This window comes from Flavobacterium cerinum, assembly GCF_024496085.1.
GTDB lineage: Bacteria > Bacteroidota > Bacteroidia > Flavobacteriales > Flavobacteriaceae > Flavobacterium > Flavobacterium cerinum_A.
Map to the genome: position 1 here is coordinate 425,675 of NZ_CP101751.1, position 17,125 is coordinate 442,799.

Consider the following 17,125-nt stretch of genomic DNA (forward strand, 5'->3'; position numbering starts at 1 on the left):
TTTGCTAAATTTTTTATTATTTTTGAAGATAATAATTTGGCAAAGGTTAATTTATTATGTCTGCATCACAGCAACCCTGATTAACCAATAACCGAATACATAATAAAAATGCTTAAACAACATTTACAACTCAAATTATCACAGAAATTATCTCCTCAGCAAATTCAACTGATGAAGCTGATTCAATTGCCTACACAAGCTTTTGAACAACGGCTAAAAGAAGAATTAGTTGAGAATCCGGCTTTGGAAGCCGGTAAAGAAGAATCGGCAGATCACGACGATTATGCAGATGATGATTATGATGAATATGATGATTTCGACAACGAACGTATTGATGCCGACGAAATCAATATTGATGAGTATTTGAGTGACGATGAAACGCCTGATTATAAATTACAAGCTAACAATTACAGTGATGACGATGAAGACAGAAGTCTGCCGTTTGCCGCACCGGTTAGTTTTCATCAGGATTTGATCAACCAATTAAACACTTTTATTCTTTCGGACAGTGAACGCGAAATCGCCGAATTTTTAGTCGGTAGTATTGATGACATGGGGTATATCCGTCGCGATATTCAGGATATTGTAGACGATATGGCTTTTACACAAGGAATTTATACCGATGAGAAAAATGTAGAGCGAATCCTTAATATCATCCACGAACTGGAGCCATCGGGTGTCGGTGCCCGCGATTTACAGGAGTGTTTATTATTACAGCTTCGCCATAAAACACCAACAGAAGCGATCGAACTGGCTATTGATATTCTTGAAAATCAATTCGATGCTTTTACCAAAAAACATTACGACAAGTTACTACAGAAATACGATATCACACAGGAACAGCTTCGCAAGGCAATTGACGAAATTGAAAAATTAAACCCGAAACCGGGTGGTTCTTTCGACACCAATTCCAGAACGGTCGAACATGTGGTACCGGACTTTTCCATACGCCTTATCGACGGTGAACTGGAACTTTCCCTAAACGGCAGAAATGCTCCGGAATTACACGTTTCCAAAGATTATCAGGAAATGCTGCAAACCTATAAGGAATCGCGCGAAAAATCGAATTCCCAAAAAGATGCCGTTCAGTTTATCAAACAAAAGCTGGATTCCGCTAAATGGTTTATCGATGCGATCAAACAGCGTAACGAAACTTTATTTGTTACCATGAATGCGATTATGCACTACCAAGAGGAATATTTCCTTGACGGTGACGAAACCAAACTTAAACCGATGATCTTAAAAGATATTGCGGATATGGTTGGTTTGGATATTTCGACCGTTTCACGGGTAGCCAACAGTAAATATGTTGAAACACCTTACGGCACAAAGCTGATTAAAGAATTCTTTTCTGAGGCGATGAAAAACGATCAGGGCGAAGATGTTTCTACAATTGAGATCAAAAAGATATTACAAAATGTAATTGAAGACGAAGATAAAAGCAAACCGCTTCCTGATGATAAGTTAGCTGACATTCTAAAAGAAAAAGGCTATCCGATTGCAAGAAGAACGATTGCTAAATATCGCGAGCAACTGGACATTCCGGTGGCTCGAATGAGAAAGAAAATATAATTTGCTGACCTAACCTATTTATCACAATGGATTTCAAAAAGATTTTCCCGCTATTCTCTTATTTGTTTCATCCCTTGTTTATTTCGGTTTACGCTACGCTGTTTTATTTTTTTGTGACCCGAAGTTATTTTTACCCGCATGAAATTTACCTCATCCTGTTTCAGGTGGTTATTTTAACGCTGTTTTTACCGGTTTCCACCTACTTTCTTCTAAAATCACTGGGCCTGATCCGATCCGGAATTATGATGTCCGAAAAAAAAGAGCGCCGTTTACCATTGGCTTTTCAGGCGATGTTTTTTTTGGTACTAATTGAGCATTCTCTGACTATGCTGCCCATTCCGGAATTGTATTTCTTTTTCCTGGGCGCTTTAATCAGTTCTGTCTTAGCTTTATTACTCTTGTTATTCCATTTTAAGGCCAGTCTGCATATGATCGGGATTGTCGGAATTACCCTTTTTATCATCGGAATTTCGATGCATTATCATATCCGGTTTATTAACCTGATTGCATTTGCGATCTGTAGTATCGGTTTGGTCGCTTCTTCCCGTTTATCCATGCAAGCCCATTCGATGAAAGAAATTATCATCGGAATATTAATCGGCGCTTTGCCGCAAATCGGATTGTGGTATTATTGGATATAACTATAGAATATAGAAAATCACCAGGAAGCTAAAAACATTAATCTTAATTTTTTCGCCGTCAATTTCCCCGGATTTAAAAAGTGGATTTAAGCCATAATAAGCATAAGCATTAAAAGTATTATACCCGATACCAACATATGGTCCGTATTGAATTTTATTCAGATCGGAATTATTAAATACTTTGATTTTTTCACTGCTACCGGTGAATACCGATTTGCTATACATCAGGTAACTGAATTTAAAACCGGAATAGATTCTCCAGAATTTATGACTTTCGGGTGTTGAAGTTCGCCAACGCACTTCAATCGGAATATCCAGATAATGTGTTTCCAGCTTATTTCGGTCGAAATCGGAACTGATCGAATAATTCACAACATTTTCCTGTTCCATAATTTTCATATTCTGACGAAAACTATTGAAAGTATAGCCCAAACCCGGTGCTATTGCGAAAGTTCTTTTTTTGTTAAGCGGGATATCTCTTAGAAAACCGGCACTTAATCCCAGAGAAAAGGAATTTTGCGAAAATCCGGCCGGACTGTTGGTCAATAAATTATAAGCTATACTGACATAGAACTGATCTTCTCTGTATAATGAGTCAACAACAACTTTCTTTACCTCTTCTTTTTTTTCCGTTTCTTCGGTTTGTGCCCAAATTCCGGCTATCGGAAGAAGTAATAAAATATAGAGCAGGCCAGCTTTAATCATACTTTACATATTTCTGTACTAAAGTAGTAAAAACTAGCTTTATTTTTATTTATTGTCCGGAATCTTTTACGGATTAAATCAACCCTATTTTTTTCGCTTCTTCAATCAATTCTTTATCTCCGCCTTTGGAACGTAGCAACTGACTTTTAATGTTTGCTTTTCTTTTTTCCAGAGCACTCATTGACAACGGAATATAATTCGGAAGATCGGCTGTTTTAACACCCTGAGAAATTAAAAGTAAAATCTGACTGTCGATTGAATCCCATTTGATGTTCTTCATCATCAGTTCTTTCAGCGCGTTGGAAATAGTATGACTTGCAAAAGTTTCGCCGGAATACATTTTTTCGAACACATTCGGGAACATTTCAAAATTCACATCACATTTTGAAATAAAAGCTTCCGGATTAACCTTGTTCATGATCTTATCAATCAGCACCGGTTCGTTGTGCATTGTTAAAAGTGCAATCTTACATTTTGGAAATTTATCCCGGATTAACAGCGCTAAATCGACACCCGATTCAATATTCATTTCTTTATAGGGCGGCAGACTAATATCCAGATAAGCAAAATCGATATCCTTTTTTAAACGGGAAAAATTGATAATTGTATTATAAGCAACTGTACAATTATGTGCCGTTGTAAAGGTTAGGGTTAAATTTTCTGTATTGAATTCGGAAAGCAAGTTGATATACCCATCGAGAGTCATTGGATGGTCATCTACTAACAGAATATTTATTTCTTTAGCCATACTTTTTATTTCTATTACAAATCTAACAAAAAAGTACGGAATATCCGTAAAACAATTTCACGCGAAAGTGATAGCTTGCACTAAAATTAAAGCTGTGCACTATCCGTTTTTGCTAATTGATGACGATGAGAAGGTAGCCAAGAACATTTTGGAGGTTTTTGAAGATTTTGAAGACTTTCTATGCCTTGGTGTGATAAAAACAAAAGAAGAAGCTATTAACAGGATTTTAGAGCTTAAACCAAAACTGGTGTTCATTGAAATTGCTTCAAAAAAACAGGATTCGGATTTATCCTTTGCGATTTTAACCGAATTAAATGAGTTTCTCGAAGAATTACCGTATTTTGTGGTGCTTACTTCTGATGAGAGTCATGCTTTTGAAGCTATAAAAAAAGGGGTTTCGGATTATTTATTAAAACCTTTAAGTCAGAGTGAGCTTCGTAAGTGCCTGCTTCGCTTTCAGAAAAAAAATCCGGTCAAAGAACCTGAAACTATTTGTGTAAAATCATACGGTGATTATCAATTTGTGCATTTAAAAGACATTACTCATTTAAAAGCAGACAATAATACCACCGATATTTACCTTAGCTCCGGTCAGAAAGTAAGTGCTTACAAAACTTTAAAACATTTTGAAAGCCTGCTTCCTTTTTACTTTTTAAGGATACACAACAGTTCGATTGTTAATATTAATTATGTTTCCCGAATACATTTGGGCAAATTGAAATGCTATTTAAATAATAATGAAATTTCCATACCTTTCTCCAAATCGTATAAAGATAACATCGATACAATTATAAGGCGGATTTCTTCTTAGTAAAAACCTATTGTTTACACGTATAAATGACACATTCACTAGCAAACGCCTTACAACCACTAAATACAGGATTAATCATTACTCAAACTGCACCTGCATTATATAATTTTGTAACTGTAATAATGACGGAACAATTTAAGGCTTTAAACAATTACTAAGATGAGGGAACATGCTTTACACATGACATCTTCAGTAATACTGAAAAGTAATCCCAACTTTCAGCAACTAAAACAAATCAAATACCACTACTTCATGAATAATGTTGTAGCGACCCCATTATCTTAACATTAAAATATTATTTATGAAAAAAGCTCTTTTTATCTTAACACTTATTATCGTTGGCGGATTAACATTCTCATGTTCTACAGATGAATATGATGTAACTCAGGAAAAAGGCGCTCGTAAAACCTTCGATTCAACTGAAGAAATGATGCGTCCAACTACTCCTGCTGATTCAACCAGCCTACCTACTAATACGCCAAATATGAACACAGAACCAATCGGAACCAACCTTGATGACGGTAACGATAACGGAGGTGGAACACTTAATCCTCCTAAAAGATAATATACCCATAAAACATTTTTAGAACCCGGGCAATATAAGTGCTGATATTAACTTATATTGCCCGGGTTTTATATTATTTTTGATTAAACTATAATTTGTACTGATTTTGAACGCCCCTGTATCGAGATTTATAATTTTACTTAGCCTCTGTTTCTTTATGTTCGCCTGTGAGATGGACAAAAAAAGTGACGTTGCCGTTTCGGATAAAAAAATAAATGCGCTTTTCAAAAATGCTACAAACACACAACAATCGGCGTCCGAAAAAAAGAGGTATCTCGATTCTATCTATCATCAGATCTCCTTACGCAAAAACGATTCAATAACCCGGAACTTCCATTTTCAACTGGCGGATGAATTTTACCGGTTAAACGATTTTCAAACTTCCCGATATATTAGCGAGAAAGCGTATAAACTATCGGAAGAAGCAAATGATAGTGTCGCCACAGCCAAAGCTTTTTATTATATCGGCGATTGTTATGAACCCATCAAAAAAGACAGCGCTTTCTACTATTACCTCCAAGCCGAGAAAATATACCGCCGACTTAAAGATTCAGAGAATGTAGGTCGGATGCTATTATACAAAGGCGGTATTTTATACAGCGAGGGTAACTATATTGAAAGTGAAATCGAAGCCAGTAAATCACTACAGTTATTAAACAAATCCGGAAATTATAAGCTGACTTATAGTGCTTATAACATCCTTGCCAATTCACTTCAGGGATTAAACGATTTTAACGGCGCTTTGAAATACCACGAACTGGCTTTAAAAGAATACGACAAACTCAAATTAAAAGAAACCGATCCGAAAGTTATATTGGGTTATTATATCCCGACGTTAAACAACATCGGTTATATGTACGATAAAATCGGAGAGCATCAGAAGGCAATCAAACAATTTGAAAAAATTATAGCCATTAAAAACCTCCGAAAAGTTTTTCCCGAATATTATGCCGCCACGTTAAGTAATCTCGCTTATTCCAAAATGAAAGCCGGCGATTACAAAAACCTTAAAGAGATGTTTTACGAATCGATACATCTTAGAGACAGTCTGGGCAATCAAGCCGGTGTAGCGTATAGTAAAGTACAACTTGGTGAATTTTATCTGATTCAGAAAGACACTTTAAAATCGATTGCCACTTTAAAGGAAAGTTACCAGTTGGCAAACGACACCAAGAGTTACTACGAATTATTGCGATGCTTAAAACTTTTATCCAAAATAGACACCAGTAAAAGTCAGCAATATTCTGATGAATATATTGCCGTAAGCGACAGTTTACAGAAAAAAGAGCGTGCAACCCGTAATAAGTATGCCCGTATTGCTTATGAAACCGAGCGATTGGAAGAAGAAAACGAAGTATTAACCAAACGAAATTTATACATCTTACTAGGTGCCGCTTTCTTTATTTTTATAGTAACCGCACTCGGAATTATCCGCCATTTAAAAGCCAAAAACAAAGAATTACAGTTGATTCAACAACAACAGGAAGCTAACGAAGAGATTTATCATCTTCTGGTTGAACAACAAACAAAAGTCAACACGGCAAAAGAAGAAGAAAAAACAAGGATTGCAATGGAATTGCATGACAACATTATGAATAAAATTTACGGTGTCCGGATGAATCTTGGTTTTTTCAACAATAAAGCCGATGAAAAAGCGACCGAAAAACGAAAAGAATACATCCTTGAACTTCAGAATATTGAAAAAGAAATCCGGACAATTTCTCATGATTTAAGTAAGAACTCCTATTTTGAGGAACGCAATTTCACCGAATTATTAAGCTTTCTGATCAAAAACCAGGAGAACATCAACAATACGGATTTTCATTATGAAATTGATGAAAACATCGATTGGAACAATGTCCCGAATACGTGTAAGATTAATATTTACAGAATCGTACAGGAAGGCATTCTTAATATCAACAAATATGCTAACGCTAAAAATGCTTTTATAACGATCACCATTACCGAATCCGGTAAAATAAAATTGATTATCAGTGATGACGGAGCCGGTTTTGACGTAAAAGTGGCTAAAAAAGGTATTGGACTGAAGAACATGACCGAACGGATTACGGCGCTGAAAGGCGAATTAAACATTAAATCCAACATCGGAAAAGGAACGCAGATAGAAGCCATATTTTCTTTATAGAATATAATCCGATTCATTGAGCAAATACTATTCTATAAATAGACAACATAAAAGAAGGGTTACTATAATAGAGTGCCCCCAAAAAGTTAGACACTATTTGGGGGCAGTTCATAAGTAGCCCTTTTTCGTTTTTAAAAACCTCGAACTATTAGGGTAAATCAAGAGCAAAATCTGAAATTATTATATTTACCGGATAAATCTCTTATCCCTATAATATAGAAATACAAAATGGTTACAGAAATATTCTACAGCATTGACAAGATTACTCAGGATTTTTTTATTGCTTTCGGTTTATTCACTTTTCTTATTTTCCTGATACGAATTTTTGTTAAAAAGCCGATCTTAAATCAAATTGATGAAGTATCCTGCCGATTTATAACTGTAATCGGAATTGGCTATCTGATAATATGGATTGCGGGAATTATTGTGAGGTCATTTTTAATGCCCGCCAATGAATTTCACCTAATGATCAACGAAATTTTCAATACCTATTGGTCACATTATCTGTTACAACCCCTACTTTGGTTCTTACTATCACAACTTTTACGGATTCATAAAGTTCGGAAAAACATCCCGTTACGATTACTTATTGCTTTTCTATTCCTATTCAGTATTCAAAAAATAGTCTTTTCCATTATAATTTTCCACCGGGATTACCTTCCAAGTAGTTGGACAATGTATACTGAACTCCCTTTTTATCCTTCAAACACAATAGTAACTTTACTATTAAAAGTCATAATCTTTTTATTTGCTGTCTTTATATTTAATCGCATTCATAATAAATTAAAGAACCAATAAACAGCTATTTTCATTTCCATTACCTATTATTGCCTAAAACAAAATCTCAAAATGAAATTACCCGCTCATCAGAAGTCTAACATCCGACATTTTATATACTATCTTGTTAACGGGACGCTTAATTTTACTATAATCCGGGAGACATTTGGCGACAGTTATCATCATTCTTTAAAAACAAATCCCGATCTTTTTTACAAAACAGCTTGCATTTATATTGATCAAGAAACAAATCCGAATTACAATACTATAAGTAATTCAAGATTAGGATCTTTTATTTGCCGACTTTATCAGAATCCCACCGACTTAAACGATTTTCAAGATTGGGAAATTGATTTTACAACCGATAAACCAACATTTTCTTCCGATTTTAAAAACTTTACAAAATGGTTTATTACAGCAAATACCGTTGACTCCATTTCTTTTCACGATTATATTGATGACGGTGCCACATTTGTAGAGCAATGCTTTGCAATCTGGACCAATGTTGTAACACTAGAGAATAACACCGTAACCAACTACCAATATGCTATTAGTCGTGTAGAAGAATACATTAAGTCCTATTATATAAACAATTATCCGGATAATCTTGAGGATTGGGAATGCGAACTGTATTAGTTCTCCAACAAACATATTATGATCAAGCTATTTTTTCCAATGACAGCAATTGAACAATTACTTTCCGACACCGCCCACCGAACCTTTGATTATCCCAAATCCCGATGGATCTATTATCAGGAATGGAATAATGCTTTGTTTTTACATTGGAAAGTTCCTGTGACTTTACTAGAAAAGCTTGTTCCCGAAAAACTCAATATCGATACTTTCGACGGTCATGCTTATGTATCATTAGTTGCCTTTACCATGCAAAAAATCCGACCGCGAAATTTACCGGCAATTACTTTTATTTCTGATTTTGATGAAATCAACATACGAACCTATATTGATAACGACAATAAAAAAGGGGTTTACTTTTTAAATATTGAAGCTGCGAAATCTTTATCTGCTTATATTGCTAAAAAATTATCCGGACTTCCTTATGAAAAATCGGTTATAAATCGTTCCGATACCTCCTATAGTTCATACAATACGCAAAAAGCTTTTGCTCTGGAAACCGAATTCGAAATCAAAGAACCCATCTCATCAAAAACAGCTTTAGACAAATGGCTTACTGAGCGTTATTGTCTGTATCTTGATCAGGAAAAATCTTTATACCGTTACGACATTCATCATAAAGAATGGGAGATTAAAAATGTTCATTTAAAACAACTTAGTCTAAACTATACTATCGATAATATATCGCTTTCCAATACGCCCGACTTTATTCATTATTCCGATGGTGTAAAAGTTGTCGCCTGGGAAAGAAGTAAAATATAAAAACCTTAGATAATTTGATCAAATAAAATGAGTGTCAAATATAAAATCGCTGCTACCACTTACATCATTTTATTACTTGCAATAGTATTGTATTGTATGATGTGGGCTTTGGGCATGAAAGAAAACGCAAAACCTAATACCGTACTTATCTCTTTAATTATTTTAGTTGTATCGAATATCCTTTCACTAATTGCCTTTCCTTATGTTCCTAAGACAAATAAAAAAAGTATTCGCCTTTTGAGTTTACTAAATCTGATCTTTTTACTTGCCGGATCTTTTTTTATAATAGCATTGCTTCGATCACTCGATTTTTCTTTGTATTCCGTCGTTACATTGGTCACACTTGGACTATCGGATATCGTTTTATGTTTAGAATTTAAAAAGCAACTCCAAACGAAATAGTTATCAAACAATAATTACTCTTTTTCAAGATCTTCCGGTATATTTACAAGCCGCTATCACTAAGTCTGAAATGAAATTTATCGCTATTATTTTCTTACTCTTTTTATCCTATCATACAACTGCACAGCCGGATAATTCCGAATTCACTCAAAAAGTTCTAAAGAGCAATGTGATTGGAAAAAAAATTACTTCCGGCGTTTGGAATGAAAAGGGAGATACAGAAACAAATCTTACCTATTTGGGTGCTGTAAAAGTAAAAAACGGAAAGACTTATAAGATAATGAATTCAATATGGACCTGGGGAATATCGGGTCGTGTTACAAATCGGATTTTGATATTTAATGATCGGAATCAGTATCTGGGAAATTATCCGATAACTGACTCCGAAAATCTCCCAATAGCACTCAAAAAGAGGTATTTGATCTTCAAAAACAACACAGGAAGCATATTCAAGGTTTATTTAGGAAATGGCATACCCGAAAAATTATATCAAAAAAACACTACTGAATTTAATTATATCTCCGATTTTCAACGTTAAAAGAATCATATCCGTAATTGTATACCATATCTTTTATGCTGCCAAACTAATGATCAACCATGACCAAAAAAGAACAAAACTATTATGCCAAAATTAAATCTGACTTAATTGGTCAGAAAATAAAAAGGGTATTTTATGATGAACTACACTATGCTACCGATGATCATTTTTGGGAACATTCCGATAGTATTCATTCCGTGGATATGAACATTCTGTTAGAATTTGAAAACGGAAAAATTTGTCAGATTAAATGGGATGATACCTTTTATTGCTACGGAATCGGATTTACTATTTTATCCGATTTGGAGGAAAATAAACAGTTAAAGACGATCGAAGTAACACACCATAAAAATTGGTCCGGAATTATTGATTCTGAGTTAACAAAGATCACTGTTTTCTGGGATGAAAGTAATGACTTTCAACACACAAACAAAGAAATGGCCGGGATGACCAATAATACGATACGACTTCCGCTAACCTGGCAAATGGAATTCGACAAACAGCAATTGTGGATTTCAGCATTAGAAATACAGGAAAACGGATATACGAGTTATTGGGCGGATCATTTAACTGTATTTTTTAATAAAGAGCAATTGGAAAAATACAATAATCCAATTCAAAAGGATTCAGAGCCTTATACCGTTAGCTAATCTTTAACCGAAAAGAAACATATATTGATCAATTAATAAAGATACTTTTCCTATATATTTGTATATCTCCAAAAGGAGAAAATTGGTAATGATGACATTATTTCAAAAATCGGTCGTTAAAATTCTGCTTGGATCTGCGGCTTTTTTACTCTTTACCGCTATCGCTATATCCTTTTATTTTCTTTTTTGGAATTGTACTACCGAAACAACGCAATATACCGTCTGCGCAAATGAATTTGTTACAATGGACTGCGGAATGCACAACTTATCCGGAGATGCCACGGAAGGGAAACATCTTTTTAACAGGCACTGTGCTATGTGCCATAAATTAAATGCCGTAATGACAGGACCGGCATTACGCAATACGGATTCAGTTGTTTTTCGCAAATGGCTTTATTATCAGAATGTTAAAATCGATACAACCAAATTAGACCGGTTCAATGTCGACTTTCATCGTGATCTGTCCAAAAACAATTTAAAAACAACCGATTTAGAAAACCTTTACGCTTATATTGGTTTTTAGCTATACCTGGATTAGCCTATTTTTATAATAATCCGAAAGTACAATCCAGCCAAAAAAAGTATTTTCACATTATTGATCTCACAATATGATAGCAGAAGAAAAACCTGAATTTTGGGAAACTAATTTTATCGATAAAAAAGAAATGTGGGGCTTAACACCTTCTCATTCGGCTCGTATTGCCGGTGAATACTTCGCTGAAAAAGGGCTTAAAAATATTCTTATTCCGGGAATCGGTTACGGTAGAAATGCTGAGCCTTTCCGACAAAACGGAATGACGGCTACCGGAATTGAAATCTCGAAAACGGCCATTGAAATGGCACGGGAACATTATGGAACCGACCTAAAAATATATCACGGTTCTGTTACCGATATGCCTTTTGATAATCAAAAATACGACGGGATTTTTTGTTATGCCTTGATTCATCTTTTAGATGAAAACGAAAGAGAAAAGTTAATCCGGGATTGTTATAACCAACTCGAAGACGGCGGTTATATGATTTTTACGATGATATCCAAAGAAGCGCCCACCTATGGAACCGGAAACTATATCAGTCCGGATCGTTATGAAATTATAGAAGGCGTCAATATGTTTTTTTATGACCAGGAATCGGTTCAGAAAGCGTTCAACACTGCCGGATTGTTTGAAATCACAACGATACAGGAAAATTTTCCTTTCTTTTTGATCAAGTGCAGGAAAAATTAAATCGATAGCCGCTTTACTTTCAAATTATGTGTGATTTTACAAAAGGTTTTAAATTATGTAGCTGTGAACCGGAAAAAATTAAATTCCGGGAAAAAGAGGTTTACAAAAAATCCGATGGTCAACTTATTCCGGTGAAGAATAAAAAGAACGACTCCATTCCGTTGATCTATATCTGGCAATTGTTTCGCCTGGTCGGGGAATATAAGAATAGTAGTATGCTCGGTCGCTATATACTTCCGACTGATACTGTCGGAAACGGGTTAGATGCCGAATGGATCGCCTTAAACCTCAATTCTGAAAACTGCTTTGATTTCGAATATGATCCGCAGGAAGGCGATACTTTATTTATCCGGCAAAATGTAATTCTTGGCCCTTATATTTCTCTTCTTTATAAAGATGGTCAATGGATAATTGATCATTATAGCCCTTTTGAATTTGAAATAAAGGAGCTTAAAGAAGGCTTAATTAGAGAAATCTCTTAACATTCCGATTCCAGCTTTTACTTTTATACTGATTATTAACACAATAGTCATTATATTCGTATTTCATCATTTCAAAAAACAACCATGAATCTCATAAAAAGTATTGTTGTACTCAAAAAATATCCGAATTTAAAACGAGAAGTTCGTATTGGGTTAACTAACGAATCCTATCCGGAAACCGGAGAACTCAGCGATCTGGATCTTGACGATATTGCAGAAATTATTTCCGAATTAGATGCTTTAGTAGCTAAAAATGATCCCGAAAGCTATCTGGAATGGGGCGTCGATTTATTTTCAGTATGCTCCTATCCCGATATTTCAAAATGCTCGGATGTTATCCATGATCTTGATTATCCCGATTGCAATACCGCTCATTTATTAGCGTTTATGCGACAATTGTTGGCTTTTAAAGAACAATATACACAGCCGGATACACTAAAAAATATTTTGAAACCGGCTTTTCAACAAATAAAAAAGGATCCTTCCGGTTTTAAAAAATGGGAAATCGGCACCTATTATGAAACCATTGTAGATACTATTCGTATCAACTTAAATCTTTCGGAAGACGATTTTCAACTTACAGCTGATGAATATATTGATCAATTATAGAAAGTAATATAACAACCAACAGTTCTTTAAACGTAGCCTATGTCTCCCTTTAATTTTGAAACTTTCAGACAAAAATATCCTGACGATTGCAAAACTAAAAGCAACAATTCCTGTGTATTAGCACTTTACAGTATTGTATTGGCCGGCGAACACAAGGACAGCGACTATTGGAACGAGGAACACGGTGCATCGGACATTATCCGGCTATTTGAAACTATTTTTACGACATATGACTGGGAAGAATTAGAAGCAGATTTAAAAAACTGGACGACTTCCCAACTGGAACTCTTTACCGAAGCGATACTTTCCGGCTATTATAGTTATACCAACAATGGTATTTATAATGATCACTATGATATTGAAAAGCTGACGCAAACGATTCCGAATCGATTAAATTTACTACTCCCGATACTGGCTATTGAAAAGGAAAGAGATCTTCAATATCACGAACTCTCCTGGATTATTGTAGAAAACAGTAATTTCATTAATGATCATTTTGAAATAGTACTCCAAAAAGATCCTCAGCATTTAAATACTATTAAAACGATTTTCGAATCATTTGCTCGTTTCGATTCCACCGATCCGATGATCATAACATTAAAAAATAAGATTGACAACGTCTCTAATAAATAGTAGTTATCAAACACTTATAAAAACAAAACACGTTTAGCACAGTTTTCTGTAACAGTTCTGACTAACAATTAAACAATAACCGAAAACAAAATAAATCTTGGAGTACATTACTTTTAAAACACAATTATATTTCACAAGTGCCCGATTAATTACCCTCATGAAACTCTACCTTCTTTCAGAAAATGATTTCAGGTTGCAATTCCAGGAAGAATGTGCTGCATTAGAAAAAGAATTTTTCGGAACCTATAAAATCGGTGGCGGCGGTATTAAAAATAATGGATTTGACCTGGATCGTTTCCTTAATGATCAAAATATTGGTGCTTTCGCTGATATTCTCCTTAGGGTTCTTACTACAAATGAACTAACAAACGATCAAACGGCTAAAAATGTAGCAACTGTTGAAGCATTCACTCAATATGACGAAGCAAAAATCAAAGATTTCCTGATTGACAATCTTATTTTTAATGACCCTCAAAAAGAGAATGAATTAAAGGTGCTTTTCGTAGTCGTATATGCAGCATTAAAAGAAGGCTATTTTTACAAAGTATCTGCCCCTCTTACTGATCAGCTTCTTGGTGAGTGGCTTTCAACTCGTGAAACCGGACAATTAAGAATTAATTACAATATGACCGATTTTATGCCGATTGGGAACCAGATCCATCTTATAGTCAGTCGATATAACCAGGATTTTCACCTCTTTTCCTGTCTGGCAAAAGTGGCCAATTATACTACACGAAAAGAGAGTGAACTTACAGTTCGCGAAACTTTAATCAAAATATCAGACGGGTATATCCACCATCATTATTTAGATAATGAGAACTTTATTTTTTTATACAAAAGCCCGATTTTCAGATATGACGGGGATAGTTTTGAAACACAAATCGGAGATATTGGCTTTACCTTTAAAAGAATAGAACAACAGTAGCACTTATTCCGAACAGAACTTTCTTTAAAACAGCTACAGGATATATAAAAATCACGTTTTGTGCACCTGACAATATCATTTTACAAATAATTATTTTGTTAAATTAATTTTATTTTTCGTTTTTGAAAGAAATTTCTTATATATTTGAGATGTTCAAAAACAGGAAATAAAAAAATTGAATCAGAGGAAAAAGAAATCCCACATCATATTCAAAATATTTTTATTAAAATCGAAACAATAAGTTCACATTTTCCTTAAAAAATGTTATACGATTTTTCCTATTTTTGTTAAAATCAACTTCTGACACCCAACAGAATTGTATTCAATTGACGATCACTATAGTTCAGACCGACTCGTCTAAAGGTTTCCGCATACGTTTAAAATAGCTATAAAAACCAATCATAAACTATATAATAAACATGAAAAACAGAAAATTCCTCCTTTTTGCAGCCATTGCAACACTTACCTTCACAACTTACAGTTGTAATGGTAACAAATCAGAAGGCGCGACCGAAGCAGCTGCTACAGAAGAAACCGCAGCTCCGGAAAAACCGTTGGTATTCGCTGAATTTGTTGATCTTGATTTGAGCAGCTACGGAATTCCGGTTGTTACAAAAGCCCCGAAAGATGCTAAAGTTATCAAAAGCACTACAGAAGGTGAAGTATTTGTATATGGTGGAAAACTATTTAAACTGACGTTTTCGATCCATGAAGGAACTGCGGAAGAATCAGTAGGAATAATCAAGGAAATTACCGGTGACAAGGAAATGAACCCGGGCTTCGATAAATTCGTAGCGGAAGATCCGACCGGTTTCATGAAACAAAACAAAGAAGGCAAACTGGCGTTCACCCATGGGGTAACCACAGGGCAATCTTCAGTAATTATTCAGGAAGGAATGGGATTTGACCAATCTCCTGATCAATTTACTGATTATAGTGCCGATGACATCAAATTAATGTACGAAGCAGCAAAAGCTACCGTAGCAAAATAATTTTCAATTCATCTTACTTTTTTAGACCTCGGGCAAAAATTTTGTCCGGGGCTTCTATACAAACAACCAAACCAACAAAAAAATATGGACATTAACAAAGAACTAGTAATCGCTTCAGAAGCAGGTGATTTAGAAACAGTAAAACAAATGTTAGCAAAAGGCGCCGATACCAGTGCCATGGGACCTAATTCCGGTGCTTTACATTGCGCGGCAGCAAACGGTCATCGCGAAATCGTGCAACTTTTGCTTGAAAACGGTTCTAACCCGAACATCCCCGACAACCAATCGTTTTATCCGATTCACTTAGCGGCAGCTTTCAAACATATAAATATCGTAAAAGATCTGATTCAACACGGCGCTAAACTTGACGTGGTGACTTCAAGTCTCGGAACGGTACTTCACGTTGCTGCGGCAAACAACTTCTACGAAATACTCGACCTTCCTGAAGTCAAAAAAGGACCGATCGAAGCCAGAGATCAGGAACAAAAAACAGCTCTGAACGTAGCTGCCTGTTTCGGTAGTTATACGATAGGATGGAAACTTATTGACGCCGGTGCAGACGTAAACACGTTGGACGATTTCGGTTTCTCACCTCTACTTAACGTTTTAATGCGTTTGGAAGAAGCTAAAGTACCACATTGGGAATCAGAAGGAACAAATTCGGGTGTCTATGTAAAATACCAGATCACAAACGGTTGTTTCCGTTATATAAAACCATACAATGGCGGAGCAAACGAATTGGGCCGTGTACTTTCGATTATGGATCAATACGACATCTCCGGATATTCCTGGGGACCTAAGCAACACCGCAATTATGTAGAATGCATTTATCTTGCTCAAAATCTTATCCGTAAAGGAGCTGATATACACATTCGCGGCAATAACGGCAATACTCCGATGATCATGGCTTGCTCTGCCGGTGAACCAGAAATGATGAAAACATTGGCTAAAAAGGGTGCCTCTTTTGACGTGAAAAACAATCAGGGAATTGCTCCTTTACATTACGTAGCCCGTAGTAAACGTCTTGACGGTTTGAAAGCCTTTTTAAAACTTTACCCGGAGCAAGACATTAACGCAGTTGACGAAAACGGATGGACAGCCGGACATTATCTGGGCGATGTTGGCGGACATCCTGAAATGGCTAAAGTTTTAGTCAAAGCCGGTCTCGATACGACTATCGGAAGTACCAAATATGTAGGTCCACTTGCGCCCGGAATCACCGCTAAAGAAGTAGCCGAACATTGGAACGACGACGAAATCGCAAAACTTTTAACACCGAAAAAAACAAAATCAAAAGCATAATTTGAT

20 protein-coding genes are annotated in these 17,125 nt (G+C 35.4%); 18 read left to right on the plus strand and 2 right to left on the minus strand.

Features of this window, described 5'->3' with window-relative positions; all coding sequences use genetic code 11:
* Positions 1 to 108: 108 nt before the first annotated feature.
* Positions 109 to 1,572, plus strand: coding sequence for an RNA polymerase factor sigma-54 (gene rpoN, locus NOX80_RS01840; protein WP_256551638.1), 1,464 nt, complete (start codon positions 109 to 111; stop codon positions 1,570 to 1,572).
* A 26-nt stretch (positions 1,573 to 1,598) separates the two neighbouring features.
* Positions 1,599 to 2,213 carry a hypothetical protein gene (locus NOX80_RS01845; RefSeq protein WP_256551639.1) on the plus strand — a complete coding sequence of 205 codons (615 nt, stop codon included), beginning with the start codon at positions 1,599 to 1,601 and terminating at the stop codon, positions 2,211 to 2,213.
* Here NOX80_RS01845 and NOX80_RS01850 read toward each other — a convergent pair whose 3' ends face one another.
* Positions 2,214 to 2,918 (minus strand): porin family protein, encoded by a 705-nt coding sequence (locus tag NOX80_RS01850; protein WP_256551640.1) that lies wholly within the window; start codon positions 2,916 to 2,918, stop codon positions 2,214 to 2,216.
* A 73-nt stretch (positions 2,919 to 2,991) separates the two neighbouring features.
* Complete coding sequence (locus tag NOX80_RS01855; RefSeq protein ID WP_256551641.1) at positions 2,992 to 3,666, minus strand: response regulator; 675 nt, start codon at positions 3,664 to 3,666, stop codon at positions 2,992 to 2,994.
* Positions 3,667 to 3,760: 94 nt separating this feature from the next.
* On the opposite strand from NOX80_RS01855, the gene NOX80_RS01860 reads away from it, so the two are divergent.
* The 16 genes from NOX80_RS01860 to NOX80_RS01935 all read left to right on the plus strand — a co-directional run bounded on the left by NOX80_RS01860 (position 3,761) and on the right by NOX80_RS01935 (position 17,119).
* A complete protein-coding gene (locus tag NOX80_RS01860; RefSeq protein ID WP_256551642.1) occupies positions 3,761 to 4,477 on the plus strand; it encodes a LytR/AlgR family response regulator transcription factor in 717 nt (238 codons plus the stop codon).
* A 301-nt stretch (positions 4,478 to 4,778) separates the two neighbouring features.
* On the plus strand, positions 4,779 to 5,042 hold the full coding sequence (locus NOX80_RS01865; RefSeq protein ID WP_256551643.1) for a hypothetical protein: 264 nt from the start codon (positions 4,779 to 4,781) through the stop codon (positions 5,040 to 5,042).
* A 172-nt stretch (positions 5,043 to 5,214) separates the two neighbouring features.
* Complete coding sequence (locus NOX80_RS01870; protein ID WP_256551644.1) at positions 5,215 to 7,188, plus strand: ATP-binding protein; 1,974 nt, start codon at positions 5,215 to 5,217, stop codon at positions 7,186 to 7,188.
* Between the two features lie 849 nt (positions 7,189 to 8,037).
* A complete protein-coding gene (locus NOX80_RS01875; protein WP_256551645.1) occupies positions 8,038 to 8,601 on the plus strand; it encodes a DUF7677 family protein in 564 nt (187 codons plus the stop codon).
* 18 nt (positions 8,602 to 8,619) lie between these two features.
* A complete protein-coding gene (locus NOX80_RS01880) occupies positions 8,620 to 9,360 on the plus strand; it encodes a YqjF family protein (protein ID WP_371926071.1) in 741 nt (246 codons plus the stop codon).
* A 27-nt stretch (positions 9,361 to 9,387) separates the two neighbouring features.
* A complete protein-coding gene (locus NOX80_RS01885) occupies positions 9,388 to 9,762 on the plus strand; it encodes a hypothetical protein (RefSeq protein ID WP_256551646.1) in 375 nt (124 codons plus the stop codon).
* A gap of 70 nt (positions 9,763 to 9,832) precedes the next feature.
* Positions 9,833 to 10,300, plus strand: a complete 468-nt coding sequence (locus tag NOX80_RS01890; RefSeq protein ID WP_256551647.1) for a hypothetical protein — start codon at positions 9,833 to 9,835, stop codon at positions 10,298 to 10,300.
* Positions 10,301 to 10,359: 59 nt separating this feature from the next.
* Complete coding sequence (locus NOX80_RS01895) at positions 10,360 to 10,950, plus strand: hypothetical protein (protein WP_256551648.1); 591 nt, start codon at positions 10,360 to 10,362, stop codon at positions 10,948 to 10,950.
* 88 nt (positions 10,951 to 11,038) lie between these two features.
* Positions 11,039 to 11,473, plus strand: coding sequence for a c-type cytochrome (locus NOX80_RS18605; RefSeq protein ID WP_371926072.1), 435 nt, complete (start codon positions 11,039 to 11,041; stop codon positions 11,471 to 11,473).
* An 85-nt stretch (positions 11,474 to 11,558) separates the two neighbouring features.
* Positions 11,559 to 12,176, plus strand: a complete 618-nt coding sequence (locus tag NOX80_RS01905; protein ID WP_256551649.1) for a class I SAM-dependent methyltransferase — start codon at positions 11,559 to 11,561, stop codon at positions 12,174 to 12,176.
* A gap of 26 nt (positions 12,177 to 12,202) precedes the next feature.
* Positions 12,203 to 12,658 carry a hypothetical protein gene (locus NOX80_RS01910; RefSeq protein WP_256551650.1) on the plus strand — a complete coding sequence of 152 codons (456 nt, stop codon included), beginning with the start codon at positions 12,203 to 12,205 and terminating at the stop codon, positions 12,656 to 12,658.
* Positions 12,659 to 12,742: 84 nt separating this feature from the next.
* Positions 12,743 to 13,267, plus strand: a complete 525-nt coding sequence (locus NOX80_RS01915) for a hypothetical protein (RefSeq protein WP_256551651.1) — start codon at positions 12,743 to 12,745, stop codon at positions 13,265 to 13,267.
* A 39-nt stretch (positions 13,268 to 13,306) separates the two neighbouring features.
* Positions 13,307 to 13,900 carry a hypothetical protein gene (locus NOX80_RS01920; RefSeq protein ID WP_256551652.1) on the plus strand — a complete coding sequence of 198 codons (594 nt, stop codon included), beginning with the start codon at positions 13,307 to 13,309 and terminating at the stop codon, positions 13,898 to 13,900.
* A gap of 157 nt (positions 13,901 to 14,057) precedes the next feature.
* Complete coding sequence (locus tag NOX80_RS01925) at positions 14,058 to 14,825, plus strand: hypothetical protein (RefSeq protein WP_256551653.1); 768 nt, start codon at positions 14,058 to 14,060, stop codon at positions 14,823 to 14,825.
* A gap of 419 nt (positions 14,826 to 15,244) precedes the next feature.
* Positions 15,245 to 15,817 carry a hypothetical protein gene (locus tag NOX80_RS01930; protein ID WP_256551654.1) on the plus strand — a complete coding sequence of 191 codons (573 nt, stop codon included), beginning with the start codon at positions 15,245 to 15,247 and terminating at the stop codon, positions 15,815 to 15,817.
* 84 nt (positions 15,818 to 15,901) lie between these two features.
* The gene (locus NOX80_RS01935) at positions 15,902 to 17,119 is read left to right on the plus strand and encodes an ankyrin repeat domain-containing protein (RefSeq protein ID WP_256551655.1); all 1,218 of its coding nucleotides are present in this window, start codon (positions 15,902 to 15,904) and stop codon (positions 17,117 to 17,119) included.
* Positions 17,120 to 17,125: the final 6 nt, after the last annotated feature.